The 25191-nt window shown below is 64.9% G+C and carries 17 protein-coding genes; 5 read left to right on the forward strand and 12 right to left on the reverse strand.

Translation table 11 applies throughout. From position 1 onward, the window contains the following. Positions 1-35 precede the first annotated feature (35 nt). From ileS to hemF, 4 genes are all read right to left on the reverse strand, one after another. Positions 36-2876, reverse strand: a complete 2841-nt coding sequence (gene ileS, locus OTER_RS13650; RefSeq protein WP_012375509.1) for an isoleucine--tRNA ligase — start codon at positions 2874-2876, stop codon at positions 36-38. Positions 2877-3018: 142 nt separating this feature from the next. Continuing rightward, entirely contained in the window at positions 3019-4422 is a 1404-nt protein-coding gene (gene hemG / locus OTER_RS13655) for a protoporphyrinogen oxidase (protein ID WP_012375510.1), read from the reverse strand. Positions 4423-4589: 167 nt separating this feature from the next. Continuing rightward, positions 4590-5618, reverse strand: coding sequence for a uroporphyrinogen decarboxylase (gene hemE / locus OTER_RS13660; RefSeq protein WP_012375511.1), 1029 nt, complete (start codon positions 5616-5618; stop codon positions 4590-4592). A gap of 80 nt (positions 5619-5698) precedes the next feature. Beyond that, on the reverse strand, positions 5699-6700 hold the full coding sequence (gene hemF / locus OTER_RS13665) for an oxygen-dependent coproporphyrinogen oxidase (protein ID WP_012375512.1): 1002 nt from the start codon (positions 6698-6700) through the stop codon (positions 5699-5701). A 147-nt stretch (positions 6701-6847) separates the two neighbouring features. On the opposite strand from hemF, the gene OTER_RS13670 reads away from it, so the two are divergent. Then, the gene (locus OTER_RS13670) at positions 6848-7567 is read left to right on the forward strand and encodes a hypothetical protein (RefSeq protein WP_012375513.1); all 720 of its coding nucleotides are present in this window, start codon (positions 6848-6850) and stop codon (positions 7565-7567) included. 30 nt (positions 7568-7597) lie between these two features. On the opposite strand, the gene OTER_RS13675 is transcribed toward OTER_RS13670, so the two are convergent. The 3 genes from OTER_RS13675 to OTER_RS26660 form a co-directional block, all read right to left on the reverse strand. Further along, positions 7598-8623 (reverse strand): D-alanyl-D-alanine carboxypeptidase family protein, encoded by a 1026-nt coding sequence (locus OTER_RS13675; protein WP_012375514.1) that lies wholly within the window; start codon positions 8621-8623, stop codon positions 7598-7600. Positions 8624-8723: 100 nt separating this feature from the next. Beyond that, positions 8724-9293: a YdeI/OmpD-associated family protein gene (locus tag OTER_RS13680; RefSeq protein WP_012375515.1), complete on the reverse strand. Its 570-nt coding sequence runs from the start codon at positions 9291-9293 to the stop codon at positions 8724-8726. A 107-nt stretch (positions 9294-9400) separates the two neighbouring features. Further along, on the reverse strand, positions 9401-11152 hold the full coding sequence (locus tag OTER_RS26660) for a peptide chain release factor 3 (protein ID WP_012375516.1): 1752 nt from the start codon (positions 11150-11152) through the stop codon (positions 9401-9403). 272 nt (positions 11153-11424) lie between these two features. Here OTER_RS26660 and OTER_RS26220 point away from each other — a divergent pair, with 272 nt between their 5' ends. Together OTER_RS26220 and OTER_RS13690 are read left to right on the forward strand one after the other, a co-directional pair. Beyond that, positions 11425-11583 carry a hypothetical protein gene (locus OTER_RS26220; protein WP_158305435.1) on the forward strand — a complete coding sequence of 53 codons (159 nt, stop codon included), beginning with the start codon at positions 11425-11427 and terminating at the stop codon, positions 11581-11583. A 338-nt stretch (positions 11584-11921) separates the two neighbouring features. After that, on the forward strand, positions 11922-13148 hold the full coding sequence (locus OTER_RS13690) for a class I SAM-dependent rRNA methyltransferase (protein WP_012375518.1): 1227 nt from the start codon (positions 11922-11924) through the stop codon (positions 13146-13148). A gap of 33 nt (positions 13149-13181) precedes the next feature. Here the strand turns inward: OTER_RS13690 and OTER_RS13695 are convergent, their stop codons facing one another. Beyond that, positions 13182-13799: a hypothetical protein gene (locus OTER_RS13695; protein WP_012375519.1), complete on the reverse strand. Its 618-nt coding sequence runs from the start codon at positions 13797-13799 to the stop codon at positions 13182-13184. 117 nt (positions 13800-13916) lie between these two features. Here OTER_RS13695 and OTER_RS13700 point away from each other — a divergent pair, with 117 nt between their 5' ends. Further along, a complete protein-coding gene (locus tag OTER_RS13700; RefSeq protein WP_012375520.1) occupies positions 13917-14993 on the forward strand; it encodes a glycoside hydrolase family 88/105 protein in 1077 nt (358 codons plus the stop codon). Between the two features lie 42 nt (positions 14994-15035). Here OTER_RS13700 and OTER_RS13705 read toward each other — a convergent pair whose 3' ends face one another. From OTER_RS13705 to OTER_RS13715, 3 genes are all read right to left on the reverse strand, one after another. Next, on the reverse strand, positions 15036-15683 hold the full coding sequence (locus OTER_RS13705) for a hypothetical protein (protein WP_012375521.1): 648 nt from the start codon (positions 15681-15683) through the stop codon (positions 15036-15038). Positions 15684-15944: 261 nt separating this feature from the next. Next, the gene (eno, locus tag OTER_RS13710; RefSeq protein WP_012375522.1) at positions 15945-17231 is read right to left on the reverse strand and encodes a phosphopyruvate hydratase; all 1287 of its coding nucleotides are present in this window, start codon (positions 17229-17231) and stop codon (positions 15945-15947) included. A 145-nt stretch (positions 17232-17376) separates the two neighbouring features. Further along, the gene (locus OTER_RS13715; RefSeq protein ID WP_158305436.1) at positions 17377-18255 is read right to left on the reverse strand and encodes an ankyrin repeat domain-containing protein; all 879 of its coding nucleotides are present in this window, start codon (positions 18253-18255) and stop codon (positions 17377-17379) included. Positions 18256-18267: 12 nt separating this feature from the next. Here OTER_RS13715 and OTER_RS26225 point away from each other — a divergent pair, with 12 nt between their 5' ends. Continuing rightward, positions 18268-18942 carry a response regulator gene (locus tag OTER_RS26225; RefSeq protein ID WP_158305437.1) on the forward strand — a complete coding sequence of 225 codons (675 nt, stop codon included), beginning with the start codon at positions 18268-18270 and terminating at the stop codon, positions 18940-18942. A 162-nt stretch (positions 18943-19104) separates the two neighbouring features. Here OTER_RS26225 and uvrA read toward each other — a convergent pair whose 3' ends face one another. Further along, positions 19105-25092, reverse strand: coding sequence for an excinuclease ABC subunit UvrA (uvrA, locus tag OTER_RS13725; RefSeq protein ID WP_012375525.1), 5988 nt, complete (start codon positions 25090-25092; stop codon positions 19105-19107). Positions 25093-25191: the final 99 nt, after the last annotated feature.

Consider the following 25191-nt stretch of genomic DNA (forward strand, 5'->3'; position numbering starts at 1 on the left):
GGACTTGACCATGGGAGTTTTGGGGGGACAGCAGATTATTTACTCAGCGCCTCGGTGCAACGTGGACAAAGGTCACCGTGCGAGTGGGGTTGCAGGGCCGGCACCCAGCGCCAGCAGCGCGGACACCGCGCAAAACCAATCTCGCTACAGGGACGAATGCTCACGGTGAGCTCGGATCCCATGGCAGGGGCGAGAGTGACATGGGAAACGATGAAGAGTTCGGGGAGAAAATCACGGTGCCTTTCCAGCACCGTGAACGCCGGATCGGCGGGCGCGCCCGTCAAGGAGACGGCCGCGTCGAGTGACTTGCCGAGCTTGCCGGCGGCACGCTGCGGCTCGATGGCCTCGTTGACCTGAGCGCGGACCTTCAACAGCGCAGCCACTTCGCTGTCGAGCGTCGCGTCGGTCCAGGCGGCGGGCGCCACCGGCCATTCCTGCAGGTGTACCGAATCGTCGCTGTATTCACGGCGCGCCGTGGCGTAGGACCAGGCTTCGTCGCTGGTGAAGGTCAGGATCGGCGCCAACAGCTTGGCGAGGGTCTGGAAAATATGGTGCAGCGCGGTCTGCGAGGAGCGGCGCAGCGCCGCATGCGTGCCGAGCGTATACAGCCGGTCCTTGAGGATGTCGTGATAGGTGGCCGAGAGCGTGACCGAACAGAACTGGTTGCAGAGCTGATAGACGCGATGGAGCTCGAAGCTCTCGTAGGCGACCGTGCAATCGCGGATCAGCTCGGCTGTTTGGTGCAGCGCCCAGCGATCGAGCGTGTCCATCTGCTCGACCGGTACCGCGTCGCGGGCCGGATCGAAATCGAACAGGTTCGAGAGCTGATACCGGAAGGTGTTTCGGATGAGTCGGTAGGTTTCGCCGACGTGGGACAGGATCTCCTTCGAGATCGGGATGTCGTTGCGGAAATCCTGCGACGAGATCCAGAGCCGGATGACATCGGCGCCGTACTCGCCGACGTACGCGTCGCTGGTCTGGGGCTTCTCGTAGGTCGAACTCTTGGAAATCTTGTTACGCTCCTGGTCGACGATGAACCCGTGCGTCAGCACAGCGCGGTAAGGCGCGGCGCCGAACGCGATCACGCTCGTCCACAGCGACGATTGAAACCATCCGCGGTGCTGGTCGCTGCCCTCGAGATAAAGATCCGCCGGCCAGTGCGTGTGGCCCTGCTCGCGCCGAAGCACCGCGGCGTGCGACGAACCAGAGTCAATCCAGACATCGAGCGTGTCGCGGCCGCACGTGAGTTCCGCGGCACCCGGCCAGCTGGCGGGCAGCGTCACGCCGGCGAGAATTTCGGTCACCGGAGCGTCGTACCAAAAATTGGTGCCCTGGGTCTCGATCTTGGCGGCGACGGCGCGCGCGACGCCGGCATCAAGATAGGCGTTCTTCTTGGCATCGTAGAAGGCGGGAATCGGCACGCCCCAGGCGCGCTGCCGGCTGATGCACCAATCGGGCCGCGACTCGATAGCGCCGCGGATCCGCGCCTCGCCCCAGCCGGGAATGAACTGAACCTGTTGGATGAGTTCGAGTGCCTTGGCGCGATGGCCGGCGCGATCGAGTGAGACGAACCATTGGTCGACGGCACGGAAGATGATCGGCGTCTTCGACCGCCAGCAGTGCGGATAGCTGTGCGTGAGCTTAGCTTTCGCGAGCAGCGCATGCGCCGCGTCCAGCTTCTTGAGCACGGCGATGTTCGCCGGCGAGGTCCGTTTCGCCTTCAGATCCTCGACGGTCTCGAGCGTGCTGAGTCCCACAAGGTCCGCGGGGACGCGTCCATCGTCAAGATAGCGGCCGTCGTCACCGACCGGACAGTAGATCTCGAGGCCGTATTTCAGCCCGGTGAGATAGTCTTCCGCGCCGTGGCCAGGTGCGGTGTGGACGCAGCCCGTGCCGCTGTCCGTCGTGACGTAGTCCGCAAGCACGATCGGTGAGGCGCGATCGATGATCGGATGCCGCGGTTGGAGATGCTCGAGCGCCTTGCCGGCGACGGTGTGAACGACCGCGGGCGTTGACGCGAGATGCGCCGCGGTCGCCACCTGAGCGAGCAAAGGCTGGGCGACGATCAGCCGTTCGGCACCGGTGTCGGCGACGACGTACTCGACATCGGGGTGAACCGCGATCGCGAGATTCGCCGGGATCGTCCACGGCGTCGTGGTCCAGATGACGACGAAGAGAGGCTTGTCCGCCGGCAGGTTGAACTTTTTCGCCTCGTCGGCCGGCACCGGAAATTTCACCCAGATCGAAGGACTGACGTGGTCCTTGTATTCGATCTCGGCCTCGGCCAGCGCGGTTTCGAACGGAATCGACCAATAAACCGGCTTCTTGCTGCGGTAGACGAGCCCTTGCTCCACGAACGAGGCAAACGTCCGGAGAATGTCAGCCTCGTACGCCGGCGCCTTGGTCTTGTAGGGATGCTCCCAATCGCCGAGCACGCCGAGCCGCTTGAACTGCGCGGTCTGCTTCGCGATCCACGATTCGGCAAAAGCGTCGCAGCGCGCGCGGAGCTCGGCCGTCGTGACGGTGAGCTTCTTCTCCTGAATCTCGCGCGAGACCTTCTGCTCGATCGGCAGGCCGTGACAGTCCCAGCCGGGCACGTAGGGCGTGCGGAATCCGCGCATGGACTTGTAGCGCAGGATCGCGTCCTTGAGCGTCTTGTTCAGCGCCGTGCCGATGTGGACGTCGCCGTTGGTGAACGGCGGTCCGTCGTGCAGCACGAACGTTTTTCCCGTGGCGGAATTCTTGCGTTGGATCGCTTCGTACAGCCCGATCTTCTCCCAGTGCGCGACGCGACCTGGCTCGCGTTGCGCGAGTCCGGCGCGCATCGGGAAGTCCGTTTTCGGAAGCTGCAACGTGTCTTTCAAATCGTGGGCCATGCCAAAGAAAAGTGCGCGAGGCTAGGCCGGGTGTCGGGCGAGTCAAGGCCGCCGGCACGGAGGCGGCGGCGGGGGCGCATCCCGCTATCCTGCAAACTCCACGGGCGAAGCGCCCGGGCCACGCAAAACCGGCGTCGGGCGCCTATTGCCCGGCGCGTTCCGCCAGTTTTTCGCCGGCCGCGATGCAGGCCGGGACGGCGATCCCGTCGCGGGCCTGTCCCCCCATGAACAGTCCCGGATGGAAGCGTTCGCCGGCGGCAAGAGCGGCGATGAAGTGCTCGTGACCGAGGTTGTACTGCGGGATGGCGCGAGGCCAGAAGTTGTGCCGGACAAAAACCGGGTCGCCGCTGACGCCGAGCAACTGCGTGAGATCGGGCCGCACGGCGGCAAGCAGCTGATCGGCGGGCAGGCTGGCGAGTTGCGGCTGGCGTGTTCCGCCCACCATCACCGTCAGCGCCACGTGTCCCAGCGGCGCGCGGCCCGGGAACAGCGAGGACGAGAACAGCACGCCAAGGACCGAGCGCTTCTCGACGGCCGGCACGAGCACGCCGAACCCGTCGAGCGGATGCGCGACCTGCTCGCGGCGGAAGCCGAGGAAGAGCGACGAGACCGGCGGGTGTTCGATCAGCGCCAGCGCGGCGAGCGGCTTTTCGCCGAGCGTGCCGATCTGGAGTCGCGCGAGGGCGGGCGCGGGCAGCGCGACCACGACGCTGTCGAAGCTTTGCGTGTGCGTCGCCACGTCGTCGTGCCAAACCACGTTCCACTTGTCGCCGGGCACGATGGCGTCGAGCGAAGCGCCGAGTGTGATGGCGCCGGCGGGGAGACGCGCGGCGAGCGCCTCCGGCAGCACGTGCAGGCCGTGTTTGAAGGAAAAGATGCCGGGGCGCGGCTCACCGCGGGCCTTCCGGGCTTTGGCCGCGGCGATCTGGCCGCGGATCAGCGAGCCGTGGGTTTGTTCGATTTCCCAGAGCTTGGGGAACGACTGCCGCGCGGAGAGCTTTTCGGGATCGCCGGCATACACGCCGCCCACGAACGGATTGAGCGCGTAGTCGACGAACTCGCGCCCGAAGTGCGACTCGACGAATTCGGCGAGGCTGACGTCGGTCGTGCGGACGCGCCGCCGGGCGAACAGCTCGGCGAGGAGCTTGAACTTGGCGACGGGCGAAAACAGTGAGGAGGCGAAGAACGACGGTGGGGACATCGGCGCGGCCAGCGCGCGGCCGCGGCGAACGATGTAGCGGTTTTTCGCGGCGGGATCCGCGGCGATGCGTTCGCCGTTCAGCCCGAGTTCGTCGATGAGCTTGTCGACGGCGAGTTCGCCGGAGAGCAGCGTGTTGGGTCCGCCTTCGATCAGCCAGCCGTCGACTTCCTCCGTCTTGATCGAGCCGCCGACGCGGTCGGATTGCTCGAACACGCGCACCTTGTGGCCGAGCTGGGTGAGCCGGTGGGCGGCGGTGAGCCCGGTGATGCCGGCGCCAAGCACGGCGAACGTTTTGGGCGGCCGGCCTGAGGCGGTGGCGGAAGGATTAAAAGGCGAGGTGCTCATGGGAGCGGTCGATTAGGCGAGCGAAACAGGACGGCGGAAAGTCGATCGTGGCGTAAGGCCCACGGCACGAGCGCAGCATCGTGTCGATTGTGATGACCGGGAGCAAGGCGGGAGGCGGCCCGCGCGGGCACGGACGTTGTCGTCTTGGGACCGGCGAGCCGCACGCATCATTTCCAAGTGGTGACGGTGGTCACGAGCGCTTCCACGCACTCGAGGCGAGCCTGCGGCAGAATGCCGTGGCCGAGGTTGAAAATGTGTCCGGCGGTGCCGCGCATCGACTCGAGCAGCCGTGCGGTTTCGCGCTGCACGATAGCGGGCGTGGTGTTGAGCAGCACCGGATCGAGATTGCCCTGCACCGCGACGTTGCCGGGGAGCGTGCGACGAACGATCGCGAGGTCGTTCGTCCAGTCGACGCTGAGCACGCGCGCGCCGCAGAACGCCTGGTCCATGAGCTGTGGCGCCGTGCCTTTCGCGTAGAGGATGATCGGGAAGTCCCGCGGGAGCGCCGTCACGATCCGGCGGATCCACTGCAGGGAAGCGGCTTCGTAATCGGGGCCGGCGATGATCCCGCCCCAGGAATCGAAAATCTGAATCGCGTCGACCCCGGCGGCGATCTGCATCCGGAAATACGCGATCAGCGCCGCCGTGAGCTTTTCGAGCAGCTGGTCGAACGTGGGCCGGTCGGTGTAGAAAAGCTGCTTGATGCGCTCGAACTCCTCGGAACTGCCGCCCTCGACCATGTAGGTGGCGAGCGTCCACGGCGAGCCGCCGAAGCCGAGCAGCGCCTTGTTGCCGGCGAGTTCCTTTTTCAATAGCGCGAGCGTGTCGGCCACGTAGCGCAGCCGCTCCGGCACGGCGTTGGCCGGAGCCAGAGCGTCGATTTGCGCGGTGTTCTCCAGGCGGAACTCCATCGCGATGCCGCCTTCGTCGCGAAACCGGTAGCCCTGACCGAGGGCTTCGGGAATGACGAGGATGTCGGAAAACAGAATCGCAGCATCGAGCGCGAAGCGGTGGAGCGGCTGGAGCGTGACCTCTGCGGCGAGGGACGGCGTGCGCACCATCTCGAGGAAGGAGGAGCGGGCCTTGAGCGCGCGATACTCCGGGAGGTAGCGGCCGGCCTGGCGCATGATCCACAGCGGCGGGCGGTCGAGCGGCTGGCAGGCGCAGGCGGCGAGGAAACGTTCGCGGCTATTCATGAACAGAAGATGGCCGCAAAGAGATGCGAAAGGCGCAAAGAAGAAATGCAGGAATCTGCGACCCTGGCGCGTTTTTGCGCCTAAGCATCGGCCCAGTCCCGCGGTTGCAGGAAAACCTCGTGAAGCCGTGCTTCCGGCGAGCCCGGTTGAGGGTGCCAGTCGTAGTCCCAGCGTACGAGCGGCGGCAGCGACATCAGGATCGATTCGGTGCGGCCGCTCGTCTGCAGGCCGAACAGCGTGCCGCGGTCCCACACGAGGTTGAACTCGACGTAACGACCGCGGCGGTAGAGTTGGAACTGGCGTTCACGCTCGCCGAACGGGGTTGCCTTCCGCTGGCGAACGATCGGCAAATAAGCCGGCAGATACGCCTCGCCCACAGCGCGCATCAGTGCGAACGACGGCTCGAAGCCGAGTTCGTTGAAGTCATCAAAAAAAATCCCGCCGATGCCGCGCGGCTCCTGGCGGTGTTTCAGAAAGAAGTAGTCGTCGCACCAGCGCTTGAAACGCGGATAGAGTCCGGCGCCAAACGGCGCGAGGGCATCACGCGCGGTCCGATGCCAGTGGATCGCGTCTTCCTCGAAACCGTAGAACGGCGTCAGGTCGAATCCGCCGCCGAACCACCAGAGCGAATTTTCGATCTCTCCTGGAGCCGCGGCGCCTTCGCCGTGGACCTTGGAACGCGACGAGGGCGTCGCGTCCCCATTCTGGTTGGTGGCCGGCTGGGCGCAGAAAAAGCGGACGTTGGCGTGGCTGGTCGGCACGTAGGGATTGCGTGGATGGATCACCAGGGAGACGCCGAGCGCCTCCCACGATCGGCCCGCGAGTTCGGGCCGCTGGGCTGTCGCCGAGGCCGGGAGCGCGGAACCGCGCACGTGAGAAAAACCCACGCCAGCCTTTTCGAACACCGCGCCGTCGGCGAGCACCCGGGAACGGCCGCCACCCCCTTCGGCGCGTTGCCAGGTATCTTCGCGAAACCGGCCGGTGCCGTCTTCCGCCTCGAGCGCGGCACAGATCCGGTCCTGCAGGTTGAGGAGGTAAGTGCGAACGGCGGCCGAATCGGGAGCGGAAGTGGACGGGGGCATGATCGCAGTCCTCGCGGATTTGGAAAAGAGAACGAGGAAAGATAACGAGAACGAGAACGAATTTGGGGTGGGGGTTGACGACTTTGCTAGAGTTCACGTTGGACAGCGACACCCCGGCGCTGGCTTTATCCATCTCCCACTCACTGCATGAATTCCGCTGCGCTCATGACCATCGCCGCCACCGGCTTCACCGTGGCGTTTTTTCATGCGGTTCTCCCGACCCACTGGCTCCCCTTTGTGCTGGTGGCGCGCGCGCGGGGCTGGTCCCGCGCGAAGACGCTGATGGTGACCCTCGCGGCCGGCATGGGACACGTGGCGCTCACCACGTTGCTCGGACTGCTGATCGCATGGTTCGGGTTTCAACTCGATGAACGGCTGGGGCACGCGTTCCCGTGGATCGTCGGCGGGCTGCTGGTGGGCATCGGTCTCTACTACTTTTTGCGCCAGCTGCGCGGTCGGGGGGTCTGCCACCATCCCGTGCCCGGCAGCCACCATCATGCGACTGAAGCGTGCGGCCGGGACGAGGACCACAGCCACTGGGAGCACGAACTCGAAGAAAGCGAATTGGTGTCTTCCCGACGCGGCGACTGGACGGCGATCAGCGGATTGTTCCTGCTGCTGACGCTGTCGCCCTGCGAGGGCTTCCTGCCCGTCTACTTATCCGGCGTGCGGTTCGGCTGGCACGGCTTCGTGGTGCTGAGCGTGATCCTCGCGGTCGCGACGCTCGCGGGCATGACGCTCGTCACCTGGCTGGCGCTGTTCGGACTGGATCGGTTTCGCGTGCAGCGTTTCGAACGTTGGGAGGCCGCCACCATCGGCGCGCTGTTCTGCGTGCTCGGCGTGCTGATCGTGCTGCTCGAGCACTGAGTGCCGCTGCGCCCGAATCGGCGCAGGCGGCTATTTTTTCGCCGGCGGAATCGAGAACTTGATCACCGGCTCGCCGGTTTCCTCATCCGTTTCCTGTTCGTCGGCGCTCATGGGCGCGTGCGAGATCGGTGAAGGTGGGGGTGCGGCCGGACCGGTGAACGCGGGGCTGTTTGCGGGCAACGCCGCGAACCCGCGCTCGAGCAGTTCGATCGTCTTGCGGTCGCGGCTGCGGCCGAGGTCCTTCTGGCCGTTCGGACCGAACGCACCCATGATCACGACGATCACGCGGCGATCATTGCGCAGCGCGGTCGCGCTAAGGCAGTACCCGGCGCCCTCGGTGTAGCCGGTCTTCAATCCGTCCACGCCGGCGACCTTACCGAGGAGGTTGTTGTGATTCTTCATCTGCTGCGGCGTGGCGCGCTGCGGACCAAACACGCGGTGTTTCACCGAGGAATACTTCAGCACGTCGGTGTTCAACAGCAGGTGCCGGCAGAGGCGGGAGAAGTCGCGCGGCGTGGTGAGATCGCCTTCGCTGACGCGGCGGCTTTTCGGCGGCAATCCGTGCGGGGAGCGAAACGTGGTCTGCGTCATCCCTAGTTCGCGGGCCTTCGCGTTCATGAGTTCGACAAAGGCCGGCACCGAGCCGGCGCTCACGCGCGCGAGTGCATACGAGGCATCGTTGGCCGATTGGATCATCATCGCGTAGATCAGCTCCTCGACCGTGAAGGATTCCCGCGGATCAAGGAACACCTGCGTGCCACCCATGCGGGCATCCTCGGGTTCGATCTGCACCACTGTGCCGAGCGTGAGCGCGCCGCTCTTCAGCTTGTCGCTCAGCACGGCAAAGGTCATCAGCTTGGTCATGCTCGCGGGCGGAGTGACCACGTCGGCATTCTGCTCGAGCAGCACGTTGCCGGTGGCCGCATCGGTGACGATGGCGCCCTTGAAGGTCGGCTCGGCCTTGGGAGCTTTCTTGGGCGCGGCGAGCGCGAGCATGGGGGTGAGCATGACCGCGCAAACCAGCGCGGCGCACGAGAGGCGACGGGCGAAAATCATCCGCGGAACAAGAGGTTTTTTTGCGAGGCGGGCGAGTCGAAACCGTGCGCGGCACGCGGCCGGGCGCTTCTCACTTTTCTTACACGCGCGGTAGGCCGCGTCATTTCTGGCCCAAGCGGCGTTGCGTGGAGGAGAGCGTGATGAGTTCGGCCAGCCGGCGCTCACGGGTCGCTGGCTGTTTCGCGCTGATCACCCACCAGACCGCAAGCCGATGATAGCTCGGCGGGCACGTCTGCCAGAACGCCCACGCCTTCCGGTCGGCGCGAAAACGCTTCTCCAGGGCGGCCGGAAATTTCCTCGGTCGTTGCTCGAACGAGTAGACCTCGACCTTTCGCGGGTCGCGGCTCTCGTAGGCTTTCACGCCCGCGGCATGCATCCGACCGGCTTTGGTGAGCCGCTCGATGTGGCGGAGGTTCACCCGGCTCCAGTTGCTGCCGGCCCGCCGTGCAGTGAATCGCTGCATGTAGCGCTTGCCATCGATCGACTTCACGAGCCCGTCGATCCAGCCGAAGCACAACGCCTCGTCCAGCGCTTCGCGGTAAACCATGCCGGATTTTCCGGATGCTTTCTTGTAGTAACCGATCCAGAGTTCGGGCGCGGTGGCGTGATGCTTTTCCAGCCACGCACGAAACGCTGCGGCGTCCGCGAAGAAAACCGGTTTCGGGGTCACCGTGGCAGGAAGAAGCGGCGGCCACTCCTGGTCAACGCTGCGGCAACGACGACGGCGAAGGCATCGCGAGCGACGCCCCTACGAATCGGTGAGCAGCACGTGAGACGTCAGCGGGCCTGCTCCAGCGGCAGGTCGTGGAGCTTCACGCTCGGATTCTTCTCGAGGAAATACCGCATCGTCCACTCGGTGGGGAACAGCGCGACCGGCTGGTCCAGCTTGTCGGTGCCGAACGCGACGCCGCTGGCGACGACGAAGTGCGCGGGATCGCCAAGCTTTTCCTCCGGATTCGCCGGCGTCATCCACTTCATGATCGTCCACGGCGACGGATCGAGCCGCGAGGCCGCGCCGTATTCGCTCTCGAGCCGGAACTGCACGACTTCGAACTGCAGCTGGCCGACGGCGGCGAGCAGGGTCGAGGTGGTCATGCCCGCGCGCAGATTGAGCGACTGGACGACGCCTTCCTGCAGCAGTTGATCCAGGCCGGCGCGGAATTTTTTCGCGTCGGAGGGATTCGGATTGCTGATGAACGTGAAGACCTCCGGCGGGAACCGCGGGATTTCATCATACTCGATCGACTTGTCCTCAGTGAGCGTGTCGCCGATGTGAAATTCGCTGTGACCCACCAGGCCGATCACATCGCCGGGCCAGGCTTCGTCGACGGTCTCGCGTTCCTGGCCGAAGAGTTTGTGCGAGGAGGATAGCCGCATCGATTTCCCTGAGCGCGGATGGTTGACGACCATGTCGCGCTCGAATTTGCCCGAGCAAATGCGCACGAAGGCGATCCGGTCGCGGTGCTTCGGATCCATGTTCGCCTGGATCTTGAACACGAACGCGGAGAATTTCGGGTACGTGACGGGAACGATCTGCGAGTTGAGAGTTGAGGGTTGAGAGTTGAGAGCCACGGCAGCCGGGCTCGTTGAGCCGGGACCGGGGGCGGCGACTCCGGCTGCCGAATTGTCACGCTGGGAGGGGGGCGTTACGGCTCCATTCTGGGCGGTGCCGTTGAAAGGCTTCGCGCTGCGGCGCGGGGCGGGCGGCACGGAATCGTTCAGGAATCCGTCGAGGAGCAGCTGAATGCCGAAGTTGTTGATCGCACTGCCGAAGTAGACGGGCGTTTGCTGGCCAGCGCGCACGGCCGCCAGATTGAAGGGATGGCCGGCGCCATCCAACATTTCGAGCTGCTCCTTCACCTGCTCGTAGGTGTAGTCGTCGAGTTTTTCGCGCACGATCGGGTCGCTGAGCGACGCAACTTCCACCGGCGCCTGAAACGCGCCGCCCGGCACGCGTTCAAACAAGTGCACCTGCCGGGTGCGGCGATCGAACACGCCGCGAAACGACGGGCCGTTTCCGAGCGGCCAGACGACCGGTGACGACTGGAGTCCCAGCACGCTTTCCAGCTCGTCGAGCAGCTCGAGCGCGTTGCGCGTCGGCCGGTCGCACTTGTTCATGAACGTGAAGATCGGGATCCCGCGGCGCCGGCAGACCTCGAACAACTTTCGCGTCTGCGCCTCCACGCCCTTGGCAGCGTCGATCACCATCAGCGCTGCATCGACGGCGGTGAGCACGCGATAAGTGTCTTCCGAGAAATCCTTGTGGCCGGGCGTGTCGAGCAGGTTCACCGCGAACCCGGAGTAGTCGAACTGCAAGACCGTCGAGCTGATGGAAATCCCGCGCTGCTTCTCAAGTTCCATCCAGTCGGAGGCGGTGGCGCGCTGGTTCTTGCGAGCGGTGACCGTACCGGCAAGATGGATGGCGTTGCCGTAGAGCAGAAACTTCTCGGTGAGCGTGGTCTTGCCTGCGTCCGGGTGCGAGATGATGGCGAAGGTGCGGCGGCGGGCGATTTCTTGGGCAGGCGACATGAAAGGATCGAGCGGGCGAAAAAAGATAAAGGGTCAGCAAAGCGGGGAACGTCGCAGGGAGAAAGGCTAATTTTGCCGGGGGGCCCGTGCGGAGGCGTGGCGCCGAATCCGCCGCGGAGTGCAAGACCTTGCGGCGCAGAGATGCGGCTGAGGGAGGGCGGTGCACCGGCTGGCGGGCGGCCTGGCTGCGACCGTTTGTAAGAAACGGGTCAAGTCGCATTTTCTATGGAAAACGACGCTGGCGTTTTGGGAATACCCATTACTGTGTCTTCATGCTTTCCCTGATGCCCCTCGCCCCGTTCTTCGCCTGTGCCGCCTACGTCCTGTGCATGGCAAAGCTGGTCACCGCCGCCTATGACGCGCCGATTGGTTACGAAGACGCGGAAGGCTTTCATTATGGGATTCCGGTCCGAGCGGGCGTTCGTTCGTGACGGTTTTGCAGGCCTTTGGCCCGGCGTAAGAAAGCTGTTAAGGTTTTGACCTGCCGGCCTGCGATTCAAGCGTGGGTGGAAAGTGGCCGATAAAAGGGCCATGAAAGCTTTCCTGGCTATCGCTGCGTTCCTCAGCTTCGCCATGATGTGGGGCATTGCCTTCGTCGCGACGGAGTGGCGCCAGCGGTATGAGGTCGAAGTCGAGGACGACGAATAGCGACTGAAAATCGCTAAGGTTCCGTAGCCGCGTGCTCTGGGTGGGGCAACGCGGCTCGACTGTTTTCTAGCGGGGCGCGCGGTGACGAGGCGAATTTTGTCATGGTCGTGCGGCGGGATCGATGAAGACTGCGGACGTGACCGCCGCTACCAGTCCCGCTCCCCACAGCCTCAAACTGAAACCCAACGCGAAGCCGCGCGTGCTCGCCGGGCATCCGTGGGTGTTCGCCAATGAGGTGGAAAACCTTCTTCCTCCGGAGCACGACGGCAGTGTGGTGGAATGCCGCGATCGGCAGGGGCGTTTTCTGGGCACCGGCATCTACAACTCAAAATCGCAGATTGTCTGGCGACGGCTGAGCCGGGAACGCATCGAACTCGACGCCGCTTACCTCCGAGCCGCGATCGAGCGCGCAATCGCGCGGCGGGCCAGCGTTGGCAAGCGTCCCGATGTACGGGCCGAAACGCCGTGCCGGCGATTGGTCTGGTCGGAATCCGATGACCTCCCGGGCGTCGTGGTCGATCAGTTTGGCGGTACCCTGGTGCTACAGGTGCAAACGCTCGCGATGGAACAGCGGAGCACGTTGATCAGCGATTCGCTCGATGCCCTGCTGTCGCCGGACGAGATCATTTTCCGCAACGACGCACCGATCAGGCGGCTCGAAGGTCTACCGCTGGAGGTGCGCACTCGGTCCGGACGCCCGTGGGAGCCACGATGGGTGAAGGTCGACGGGCTCGACTACTGGCTCGATCTGCAGGGCGGACAAAAGACCGGCTTTTATCTCGACCAGCGTGCGCAACACGGGCGGGTGGCGGCGTACTGCGCGGGGAAGCGCGTGCTGGATGCGTTCTGCAACCAAGGCGCTTTCGCCCTCCACGCCGCGCGGGCCGGAGCGAGCAAGGTGCTCGGGCTCGACAGCGCGGAGGACGCCGTGGCGGCGGCCCGGCGCAATGCGACGCAGAACCGGCTCAATGCGGAATTCGGTGTCGCGAACGTCTTCGACTGGTTCAACGCGCCCGGTCGCGCGGCGGAGCCGCTCTGGGACGTGATCATTCTCGACCCGCCGCCGTTCGCGAAGTCGAAGAGCGCGCTCGAGGGAGCGCTGCGGGGCTACAAGGAAATCAACCTGCGCGCAATGCAGCGGCTTGCGCCGGGCGGCGTGCTGGCCACCTACACGTGTTCGCATCACATGCATGATGCGGAGCTCCGCGGCGTGCTCGCGGAAGCGGCCACGGACGCGAAGCGAAAGGTGCGGGTGCTCGAGCACTGCCACCAGCCGGCAGATCATCCGGTGCTGGTGACCATGCCGGAAAGCGAATACCTGCGCGGGTATATTCTGAGCGTGGAGTAGCGATCGGCGCGACGAGAGCGTCGCGGCCGAGCGTCAGCCGGCGGTCTCGACTGGCTGCAGATGAACGCGGAAATGGCATGTCTGCCCGCCGCGCCGAATGGACTGGAGTACGTCGACCTTGAACGGTCGGCCCAACGCGGTTTCGAAAATCGTCTGGTGGGTGGTCCGCGTGCACTCGCAGTGAATGTCGTTCGGCTTTGCCGGCCGGTTTCGGGCCGCCGGGCAGTAGCAGCCGGGAGACTTCTCGCCGTAACGGATGTGGACGAAGTCGCCCTCGCGCCAAATCTCGAAATTCCGTTTGTAGGCGGCGATCAGCTTGTCGAGGTCGCCACTGCCGTCGCGGGCGATGGCGCGCTTGAATTCGTGCCGGTTGAAGCAGCCACGGCCACAAGCCTCCAGGAGCTTCGTCTGAGCGGGCTTGTCGAGCGTGCTGTCGATCGCATCGAAGAGGTCCGCGAGCCAGTTGTTCACGAACTGGTTCGTGCCTTCCGCCTGCGCGAGCTGCTTGCGGAGGGCTTCGTCAGCAACGGGCACACTCGGTGTTTCAGCGGGCGCGTCGGCGGCGCGCCCGGTGACCTTCGCGAGGCACACGCCGGTGGCGGCGGCGCCGATCCATTTGCAGGAGTTCCGGACGAATTCGGAGCGATTCATAGGGGTGGGCCAACCTCTAGGGCTGGTGTAGCACCGGCTCAACACCAGACGAGGCTTAACCCCTTCATGCCGGGGGATTGGCGTGACGTTGGCGGTCTCGCTCGCATACTCGTTCGCATGAAAACCGCGCTCGCTATGCTGCTCGTGGCCGGAGTCGTCGGGAGCGATTGTTGCGCGGGCGAGTGGCCGGCGGGGCGGTCGCCGGAAGAGATCGGCCGGCGCGTGGCGGAAAATTTTCTCGCGCGCGACAACATGCTGATGCCGCCGGATCAGGTGATCCACTACGCGCAGGTGTGCACGTGGCAGGGCGCGCTCACGTTCGCCGATCTCAGCCGAGACGCTGCGCTGCGCGAGCGGCTGATCGCACGCTACCGGGCGCTGATGGTGCCGGCGAATGACGCTCTCATTCCGAAACGCGAGCACGTCGACTGGTCGGTGTTCGGGGTGCTCCCGCTCGAGATTTTCCTGCAAACGGGGGACAAGCAGGCGCGCAGTGAGGGGATGTGGCGCGCGGACCTGCAATGGTCGCTGCCGCGTGAAGACGGATTGAGCCGGCAGACGCGGTTCTGGATCGATGACATGTATATGATCGGAGCGCTGCAGACGCAGGCGTACCGCGCGACCGAAGATCCAGTTTACCTGGAGCGTGCGGCGCGCGGAATGGTCGTGTCATTGGAACGATTGCAGCAACCGAACGGATTGTTTTTTCACGGCGACGAGGGCCGGTTTCATTGGGGACGGGGTAACGGCTGGATGGCCGCCGGCATGACCGAGCTCCTGCGCGTGCTGCCGAAGGAGAGCCGTTATCACGAAGCGATCATGAGCGGCTATCGGAAGATGATGGCGGCGTTGCTCGCGACACAGGACGGCGAGGGAATGTGGCACCAGTTGGTGGATGATCCGAACGCCTGGCCGGAGAGCTCATGCACGGGGATGTTCACGTTTGCGATGATCACCGGCGTAAAGAACGGCTGGCTGGACGAATCGACCTATGGTCCCGCGGCGCGCAAAGGTTGGCTGGCGCTCACCGGCACTCTCGACGCCGAGGCGAACGTGGGCGAAGTTTGCCTCGGGATGGGGCAGAAGCCGACGGCGCAAGGTTATCTCGATGCGCGGCGCGGGGCCGGCGATTTCCACGGGCAGGCGCCGGTGCTGTGGTGCGCCTCGGCGTGGTTGCGACCGGCGGGAGAATGAAACGTGACGAGCGGCCGAGGGCGGCCGCGCTCCCACAGACGCTTAGCGCACTGACTGCTCGAGCTCGCGGCGCATCGCGCGCATCGAATCGAGCGTTTTCTGGAGCTCTTCCTTTTCCTCTTTCGTCTGCGCCTGCGCGATGGCCTCGATGAGGTCCTTTTCCTCTTCCATCATCGCGACGCGCTCCTGGGCGATCGAGGCACGGTCGTCGCTCGATTGACCGCCGAAAATCGAGAGGGCCTTGGAGATGCCGGGACCATTCAGCGTCTCGTCGAGTTTGGTCGGCTTGGTGGCTTGTTTTTCGCGCGCGATCTCGCGGTTCTGCTTGTCCAGTTGGCGGTCGAGTTCGGTGATCCGCGGGCGCTGGACTTCCATCTTCGGCAAGACCGTCGGCGTTTCCTCCTTGGCCGATTTTGCTGCGGCCGTCTGATCCGGCGCCTTGCCGGGCTGGGCGGGAGCCACGGGAGCGCCGATGGCGGCTTCAGCAGGTTTGGTCTCGTTGCGCTTCTCTGCCGCCGCATTGGCCTGCGCCGCTTCGGCTTTCTTCTTCGCGTGCTCGGCCAGGCGAGCTTGGATTTCCTCCTTGGTGGCCTGCTTCGGCGGCGGTTCGCTGCGTTTTTCCTCGGCGAGCGCCGTGCTCAATGCAAGGCCTGCGGCCACGGTGCAGAAGGTGAAGAAAGAGGATTTCATGCAGTCGGCGCCTGACGATTGGAGGGAGTTTGGGGGCGGAGTCGAGGCGATTGCTCGCAGCCGATCGCCTGCTCGTGAAGGGGAACCCACCGCCAGACACGCTCTTCGATGAGAGGGTTCGCCGCCAGGGGCAAATCCGGTCGATTTGGTCGCAAACGGCTAGGAATGCTTCGGCAGGAAGGAAGAAGGGCCGGTGGAAACCGGCCCTTCGTGCGGATCGCACCGGCGGTGCGATCAAGGAGTGAATCGGAACGCGCCGGCTTACAGCCCGCGCATCTTGCCGCCGTAGATTGCGCTGGCGCCGAGCTCTTCCTCGATGCGGAGGAGCTGGTTGTATTTCGCGATCCGGTCCGTGCGGCAGAGCGATCCGGTCTTGATCTGGCCGGCGTTCGTCGCGACGGCGATATCGGAGATCGTGACGTCCTCGGTCTCACCGGAACGGTGCGAAATGACCGCGGTGTAGCGCGCTTCCTTGGCCATCTCGACGGCGTCGAACGTTTCGGTGAGCGAGCCAATCTGGTTGACCTTGACGAGAATCGAGTTGGCGGTGCCGGTCTCGATGCCCTTCTTGAGGAACTCGGTGTTCGTCACGAAGAGATCGTCGCCCACGAGCTGAACCTTGTCGCCGATGGCGTCGGTCAGCTTCTTCCACGTGGCCCAATCGCCCTCGGCGCAGCCGTCTTCGATCGAGATGATCGGGTATTGGGAGGTGAGCTTCTTGTAGAACTCGACCATATCGTCGCCGGACATGATTTGTCCGGAGGACTTCTTGAACACGTAGTGCTTCTTGGCCGGGACGTAGAATTCGGAGGCGGCGACGTCGAGCGCGAGGTTGATGTCCTTGCCGAGCTTGTAGCCGGCGTTCTTCACCGCGACGGCGATGATGTCCAGCGCGGCCTCGGTCGACTCGAGCTTCGGGGCGAACCCGCCCTCGTCGCCGACCGCGGTGGCGAGGCCCTTGTCCTTGAGCGCCTTCTTCAACGCGTGGAAAACCTCGGAGCCCATGCGGAGCGCCTCGGAGAAGGTCTTCGCCCCGGTCGGCATGATCATGAATTCCTGGAAATCGATTGGGGCATCGGAGTGCGCGCCGCCGTTCATGATGTTCATCATCGGCACCGGCAGCACCTTCGCGTTCGGCCCGCCGAGATACTTGTAGAGCGGCTGACCGACGGCGATGGCGGCGGCTTTGGCGGTGGCCATCGAGACGCCGAGGATGGCGTTGGCGCCGAGCTTCGACTTGGTCGAAGTGCCGTCGAGCTTGAGCATCGCCTTGTCGACGCCGATCTGGTCGAGCGCGTCGAAGCCGGTCAGCACGGGCGCGATCTTCGACTTCACGTTGGCCACGGCCTTGAGCGTGCCCTTGCCGCCGTAGCGGGCCTTGTCGCCGTCGCGGAGCTCGATGGCTTCGTGTTCGCCGGTAGACGCACCGGACGGAACGGCCGCGCGGCCGAGAGCGCCGCAAGCGAGTTTAACGTCGACTTCGACCGTCGGATTGCCGCGCGAATCGATGATTTCGCGGGCCGTGATGGCTGTGATGGTGGTGCTCATGAGAAATTAAAAACGCTCACATGTGGCGATTTGCGTCCGGCGGCGCAAGCCCGCGTTCCGGTTCGGCAGAAAACGCGCGGGGAAGCGCAAGAAATGCCAGTCTGGGCGAGGAAGGATGAAGCCGACTGGGGCGAGCCGTCGGCCCTCAGAATGGCGGGCGGAGCAGGCCGTTGCGTTCCAGAAAGCGGCGCAACGGTCCTGGTGTCTTCGGCCGCAGCGCCACGGGAATCTGTTCGGCGAAGCCACGGGTGATCGCCGTGCGGCCGACGCTCACGCCGTCGTAGTTACGCGCGTTGAGATTTTCCGCCGTCAGGAGCGCGAGCGGCACCTGGTCGAGGTGGCCCTCGTAGGCGGCGGCGTGGAGCGGGGTGTCGCCATTGTCGTTGCGTGTGAGCAGCAGATCGGCGGTGAGATAGGCCCGGGGAATCTTCGCGAGCTGACCGGATTCGGCGGCGGCGTGAATCGCCGTAAATCCGCTTTTGCTCGCGATGACGAGATGGTCGGGTGTGAGCAGCGACGCGGGAATCTGCTCGAGATGGCCGGCGATGGCGGCGGCGTGGATGACCGTATCGCCTGCGGTGGTTTTTTCGAGCAAGAGGCCCGCCGTGAGCAGCGACGGCGGCAGCTGGTTGAGATGACCATTGAGCGCCGCAACGTGCAGCACGGTTTCGCCGCCGAGGTTGCGGTGACGACAGTGGTCGCCCGTGACGAACTCGGCCGGCACCCGATCCAGCGTGCCGTTCTCCGCCGCTTCGTGGAGCAGTGTGTTGCCAAGGTGATTTTTCGCTAGAATCACCTCCGCGGTGATCAGCTCGGCGGGAATCTGGTCGAGGTGTCCGTTGGCAGCGGCGACGTGGAAAACCGTGTAGCCGGAGTTGCTGGCGGATACGAGCAGGTCTGCGCGCAGGAGCTCGCCCGGCACGTCGCCGAGGTGACCGGATTCGGCGGCATGATGGAGCGGCGTGTAGCCGGCGTCGTTGCGGACCGTCAGGTGGGCTTCGGTGAGCAGCGCGGGAGGAAGCACTTTGAGTCCGCCGTGCCGCGCAATCAGGTGCAGCGCCGTCGTGCCGGAAGCATTGCGCGCCAGCAGGCGTTCAGCGGTGAACGCTCCGGATGGGAGGTCTGGCAACGTCCCCAGACGCGCGGCCTGCGGCAGATCGATGGTTTCCATGAGGCAGACGAGGGCGACCTAAGGTTCAACCTCCGGAACTGGCAAACCAAAAGCCCAGCGGACGGCGGCCGGTTTCGATTTGCCAAGAAAGCAGCGGCCCGCACGATCACGGCGATGAAGCCAGCGCAACCCGCACCTGCCGCCGAAACGCAGAAGAGTGCCGTGTTGCTGATCGATGACGAGAAACCGTTACTCGATGTCTTCACCACGGCGCTTGAGCCGTTCTACGAAGTGACGACGGCGACCTCGGCGCGCGAGGCGGAGTTCATTTTGCACAAGAAAGCGTTCAAGGTGGTGGTCGCCGATCACCTGATGCCCGGCGGCAACGGCATGAATTTTTTGGTGCGTGCGCGCGAAGAGTATCCGCACATGCAGCGGATCCTCGTCACCGGCTACATGAAGCCGGAAATGCTGATGCGCAGCGTGAACGAGGCCGCGTTGTTCCGGTATCTGTTAAAACCGGTGTCGCTCCCGGAGTTGTTAAAGGTGATTCAGGAAGCCGTGAAGGTGCACGACACCGCCGCGGCGGCCACGCGCTGAGGTTGGCTACGGGAACCCAATAGGGTGCGATCATGGTAGGCCCGGGGCACCCACCCCGGCTACATGGAGCCGCGACGCCCTCGTCGCGGCGGTTGGGCTGGCGAATGCGGAACGACGCGACGAGGGCGTCGCGTCCCCAAGACCGTCGTGTCGGCCGGGCCGCTACGGTTGGGCGCGGCGGTGGCCGTTGAGTTTCGCGCGGAGATAGGGGGCGGTGGGACTGCCGCGCACCTTCAACAAGCCGGCAAGTTCGCCTTGGTAGAGTAGCTCGCCGCCATCCGGACCGCCGACCGGACCAAGCTCGACGATGTAGTCGGCTTCGGCGAGCAGATCGAGGTGATGTTCGATCACGATGACTGTGTGCCCCTGATCGACGAGCGAGTGCAGCACGCGGATCAGTTTCTCGCAGTCGCTGAGGTGGAGCCCGATGGTCGGCTCCTCAAGTAGGTAAAGATTGCGCGGACGCTCGCCGCGACTGCGCTCGCGGTAGCTGGCGAGCCCGGCGGAAAGCTCGGTCACGAGCTTGAGCCGCTGTGCTTCGCCGCCGGAGAGCGTGGGTGACGACTGGCCGAGCGTGAGGTAGCCGAGGCCGCAATCGACCATGAGCTGGCAGACCTGCGCGAGCTGCGAGTGGAAGTCGAAAAACTGCGCGGCTTCCTCGAACGTGAGCTGCAGCACCTCGCCGATGCTTTTGCCTTTCCAGGTGATGTCCGCGAGCTCCGGGCCGTAGCGCAGACCGTGGCAGTCGTCGCACGGCAGGTAAGTGTCCGGCATGAACGCCATCTCGAGCTTGATCCGACCCGCGCCCTCGCAGGTGGGGCAGCGTCCGCCGGTGGTGTTGAAGGAAAATCGCGACGCCGTGTAGCCGCGGATCTTCGCTTCGGGCAGCGACGCGAAGAACTGCCGGATGAGATCGAAGATGCCGAGGTAGGTCGCCGGCGTGGAGCGCGGCGTTTTGCCGATAGGGGATTGGTCGACCTCGATGACCCGTTTGAAGCCGTTTGCTCCGCGGAGCTCCGCAAACGGCAGTTGAGTGCTGAGAGTTGAGAGATGAGAGTCGGCAACGACAAAGCCGGTGGCCTTCACGAACTCGCGGCCGGTGAGCGACGCCTTCTGTTCCTTGATCGCGAACGAGACGGCGGGATCGAGCACGTCGCGGAAGAGCGTCGATTTGCCGGCGCCGGAAGGACCGGCGACCATGATCAACCGTCCGAGTGGGAGTCGTAGGTCAAAGCCCTTGAGATTGCGGAACAAGGCGCCGCGAAGCTCGAGCCACTGCTGTGGCACGGGCGTCCCGCCCGTGAGTTTGGCCTTCGCGCGTGTCGCCACACGGGCGAGACGCCCATGCCACATTGCCGGCCGATACTCGCCGCGGAGCGGATGCGCGATGCCTTTCTTGAGGAAGAGTCCGGTGAGCGATTTCGCGCTGCGCTTGATCTCCGCGGGCGTGCCGTTGGCCAACAGCTCACCGCCGTGAACGCCTGCTGCGGGGCCCAGGTCGATGATGCGGTCGGCGCGCTCCATGAGCTCGTCGTCGTGTTCGACGACCAGGAGCGTGTTGCCCTTTTCCCGCAGCGATTGGAGCGTTTCGATCAGCCGGTCGTTGTCGCGCGCGTGCAGGCCGATCGACGGCTCGTCGAGCACGTAGAGCACGCCGGAGAGATTCGAGCCGAGCTGGGCCGCGAGTCGGATGCGCTGCGCTTCGCCGCCGGAGAGCGTTTCGGTCGGGCGTTCGAGCGACAGATAGCCGAGACCCACGTGGTCCAGAAACCGGAGACGCTCCTCAATCTGCGGGATGATGTCTTGCGTGATAAGCCGGCCGCGCGCGTCGAGATCCAGCTCGCGCAGATGTGCCAGCAGGTGGGCCGGGGTCGACGTCAACAGTTCGGGCAGCGAAAGCGCGTAGGTGGGTTGAGAGTTGAGCGCTGAGGGTTGAGAGGCTCGAGCAGGAGCCCGGCGGCCGCGGCGCCCCGGAGCTTTGAAGTGAAGCTTCACGGCGCGAGCGATCCGGTTGAGCCGGGCACCGTGGCATTCGGGACAGGGCTGGCCGGCGTCGGACACGTCGTCCGCGGAGTCGATGCCGAACTCGCGGAGCCGGGCAGCCGGATCGTCCTCGGCGTCTTCATCTGGCTCGAGCATCCACGGGAACACGCGGCCGTGTCCACGACAGGTGGGACACCAGCCGCGGGGCGAGTTGAACGAGAAATGTTTTGGGTCGAGTTCCGGAAAAGACTCGCCCGTGTGGATGTCGGTGCGCGTGGTGGAGAACCAGGACAGGATCTCGCCGCGTTCGGTGAGCAGGAAGCACGAGCCCTTGCCGAGGCGAAGCGCCTCGGACAGCCGAGAGCTGGGAGCGGAGAGCTGAGAGCCAGAACTTTTGCTCTTGGCTCTGGACGCTGGGCTCCCGGTTTTCAGATCCGCGACGACCACCTCGATGTCGTGTTCGCGATAACGGTCGAGTTTCTGGAACGCGTCGACGCGCGTGAGCTGTCCATCCGCGCGCATTAGCTCGTAGCCTTGGTTCGCGATCCACGTGGCGATGGGCTGGTGGTGGCCCTTGCGCCCGCGGATGAGCGGCGCGCAGAGATAGAGATGGCGCGCTTTTCTGGCCTTTGGGTTTTCGGAGAGAACGCGGCTGAGCAGCGATTTCAGCTGTGCCGGCGAAAGCGGTTCGACCGGCTGATCGGTTTCTGGGTGGTGCTGGATCCCGAGCCGCGCGTAGAGCAGCCGAAGATATTGGGCCACCTCGGTGATCGTCGCGACCGTCGACTTGCGCGAGCCGCGCGTGACGCGCTGTTCGATCGCGACGGTCGGCGGAATGCCGGTCAGCCGGTCGACGGCGGGGCGGGGCAGCTGTTCGACGAACTGCCGCGCGTAGGGCGACATCGACTCCATGAACCGCCGCTGGCCCTCCGCGAACACGATGTCGAAGGCGAGTGTCGACTTGCCGGAGCCGGAAACGCCGGTGACCACGGACAGCTGGCGGTGCGGAATCGCGACGGAGAGGTTCTTGAGGTTGTTCTCGCGGGCGCCCTCGATCTCCAGCGAGCTTGAGATCGAGTTGAGGTTTGAAGTTGAGGGTTGAAGTGCAGACGCCCCGTTGCGGGCGGCCGACTCGGCTGCTTTCAGCTCTGGAGTCCTGCCGCCAGACTCTGCCTCCAGCGCTGCGCGCAGGAAGGGCGACGTGGCGGTGTTCGCCGCGGCCACGTCTTCCGGCGTGCCCTCGGCGACGATACGTCCGCCGTTTGCGCCGGCGTCGGGGCCGATCTCAATCAGCCAGTCGGCGGATTTCAGCACGTCGAGATTGTGCTCAATCACGACGACGCTGTGGCCGCGGTCGACGAGCGCGTGCAAGACGGATAGCAATCGCTTGACGTCATGACGGTGCAGACCGGTCGTCGGCTCGTCGAGGAGCAGCAGGGCGCCGGCGGAATTCGGATAGGGCGAACCGACCTCCTGAGCTGTGTAGTCGCCTAAATAGCGGACCAGCTTCAGCCGCTGCGATTCACCGCCGCTGAGCGTATTGAGCGGCTGGCCGAGCGTCAGGTAGCCGAGACCCACCGTCTCGAGCGCGGCGAGCCGTCGATGGATCTCCGGGTGTTCCGTGAACAGCGGCAGCGCGTCATTGATGCTCGTCGCGAGCAGGTCGGCGACGGAGCGGCCGTTCCACTGGATCGCGAGCACCTCGGGCTTGAAGCGCCGGCCGTCGCAGATCGGGCAGGGCACGAACACGTCGGAGAGAAACTGCATCTCCACGCGCTCGTAGCCGAGTCCCTGACAGTGCTCGCAGCGACCCTCACCGCTGTTGAACGAGAAGCTCGAACTGTTGAAGCCCGCTTCCTGCGCGGCCGGCGTGCGAGCGTAGAGTTCGCGGATCAGCTCCCATGCCTCCGAGTAGAGCGCGGGATTCGAGCGCGGCGTTTTCGACAGCGGCGACTGATCGACAAGGACGAGCTCGCCAAACGGCGCGGTGTCGGGCGCGGGCGTGATCGCTTTGATCTCGGCGGGATCTTCCGCCAGCTGCAGCCGTTGCGTGAGCAGGCCTTGGTAGATGACGTTGTCGAGCAGCGTCGATTTGCCGGAGCCGGAGACGCCGCTGAGGCAGACGAAACGGCCCAGCGGCAGCCGGAACGTGAGATGAGCGAGGTTGTGCTTCGAGACGTCGGTGAACGTGAGCCACTGCGGGGAGCTGGACGGCGCAGCAGCGTTCGCTGATTGCGGGCGGGACGCCCGCGCTCCCAGGGAAACAGGGCGGCGGCGCGCAGGTGTTTCGATCGTCTCCCGACCGGAGAAATAGGCGCCGGTCACGCTTTCGCGCGAGCGGAGCATCTCGGACACGGTGCCCTCGAACACAATGTGTCCGCCGCGGCCGCCGGGCTCGGGACCGACCTCGATCACGTGATCGGCGGCACGGATCATGGCCTCATCGTGCTCCACAACGACCACCGTGTTGCCGGCGTTCGTCAGCGTGCGGATGATCGCGATCAGCCGATCGATGTCGCGCGGATGCAGCCCGACGCTCGGTTCATCGAGCACGAACAACGTATCGACGAGCGAGGTGCCGAGGCAGCTGGTCAAATTCACGCGTTCGACCTCGCCACCCGACAGCGTGCGCGATTGGCGATCCAACGTGAGGTAACCGAGTCCCACCTGTTCGAGGTAACGCAGCCGCGTGACGATCGAGTCGTAGGCGAGTGTTTCGCTGCGTGAATCCGATTTCCTCGCGGTGTCGTGCCCGTGCCGGGCCGCTTTGGAGGCGAGCTGCGCGAGCAGATCGGAGACCGGCAGCTGGTAGAGATCAGGGAGCGTGCGCCCCTGCCATTTCCAGCACAGCGCTTCGGGCTGCAGCCGCTGGCCGCCGCACGCGGGGCACGGGTTGTAGGCCCGATAGCGCGCCAGGAACACGCGCACGTGCATCTTGTACGTGTTCTTCTCGAGCCAGCGGAAGAAACCCTTCACGCCATACCAGTACTGCGGCCACGTCTTGCCGTTCTCCTCGCCGTAGCCGGGTTCGCCGTTGATCACGTAGTCGCGCTGCTCTGGCGTGAGCGAAGCGAACGGGACGTTCGTCGGAATCCGCTTCTTCTTCGTGAAGACGTAGAGGTCCTTTTTCGATTCGCCGTAGATTTCGCTCTCCCAGCACTTGATGACGCCCTGGTCGATCGAGAGCGACTGGTCCGGCACCGCGAGCCGGTAGTCGATTTCGATCACCCGGCCAAACCCGCGGCAGTGCGGACACGCGCCGAGCGGCGAGTTGAACGAGAACAGCGCCGGCGTCGCGGCGCGGAAGGTGCGGCCGGTTTTGGGCGAGTGCAGTCCACGCGAGAAGTGACCAAGCTCGGCGAAACCATCCGCGGCGAACAGGTGCACCTGGCCCTGGCCGAAGTGGAGCGCGGTTTCGACGGCTTCGAGGAACCGGGGCTTTTCGGCCGCGGCGATCGTGATCCGATCCTGCACGACGAAAAGTTCCGACGCGCCGGAGAGCTGAGGGTGGATCGTCGCCGGATCGGAGCTGGCGCTGAGCAAATCCTCCAGCCGGTGCAGCTGCGGTGGGTTGCGGGTAGCGGCTGCGGCGGCGGCGAGCAGGACCCGAACGTAGGACTGAGCCTTGAGGTTTTGGAGAATCTCCGGCCAGGTGAGGTTCGCGGGCTTGGTGACCTTGAAGGCTACGATCACGGCTCGGTTGGGATGCGCCGCAGAGGTCTTGGCCCAGATGCTCTGCGGATTGTCGTCCTCGACCTTCTCGCCGGTCTCGGGGTCGAAGCACTCGGCCACGTGACTGAACCAGACTTTAAAAAAATCCGTCAGCTCGGTCATCGTGCCGACCGTCGAGCGCGAGGTTTTGACCGTGTTGGTCTGCTCGATGGCGATCGATGGTCGGATGTTCTCGATCGAGTCGACCTTGGGCTTGTTGAGAAGATCGAGGAACTGCCGGGTGTAGGCGCTGAACGTCTCGACGTAGCGGCGCTGGCCTTCGGCGTGGAGCGTGTCGAAAACGAGGGAGGACTTGCCCGCGCCGCTGAGCCCGGTGACCGCGATGTAACGGCCGAGCGGAACGTCCAGATCGAACCCTTTCAGGTTATTCTGGCGGACGCCGCGCAGGCGGATGCATTCGGGAGCAGGGCGGGAGGACTTGACCACAGCGTGCACGGATGGGCATCGAGCCGGCGAAGGCAACTCCGCTGATCACGAGCGGGGCGTCTCCTGACATAACGCTGTCAGGAGCGGCCAAAAGCGCGCGCAGCGCCG

The organism is Opitutus terrae PB90-1 (genome assembly GCF_000019965.1).
In the GTDB taxonomy this organism is placed as follows: domain Bacteria; phylum Verrucomicrobiota; class Verrucomicrobiia; order Opitutales; family Opitutaceae; genus Opitutus; species Opitutus terrae.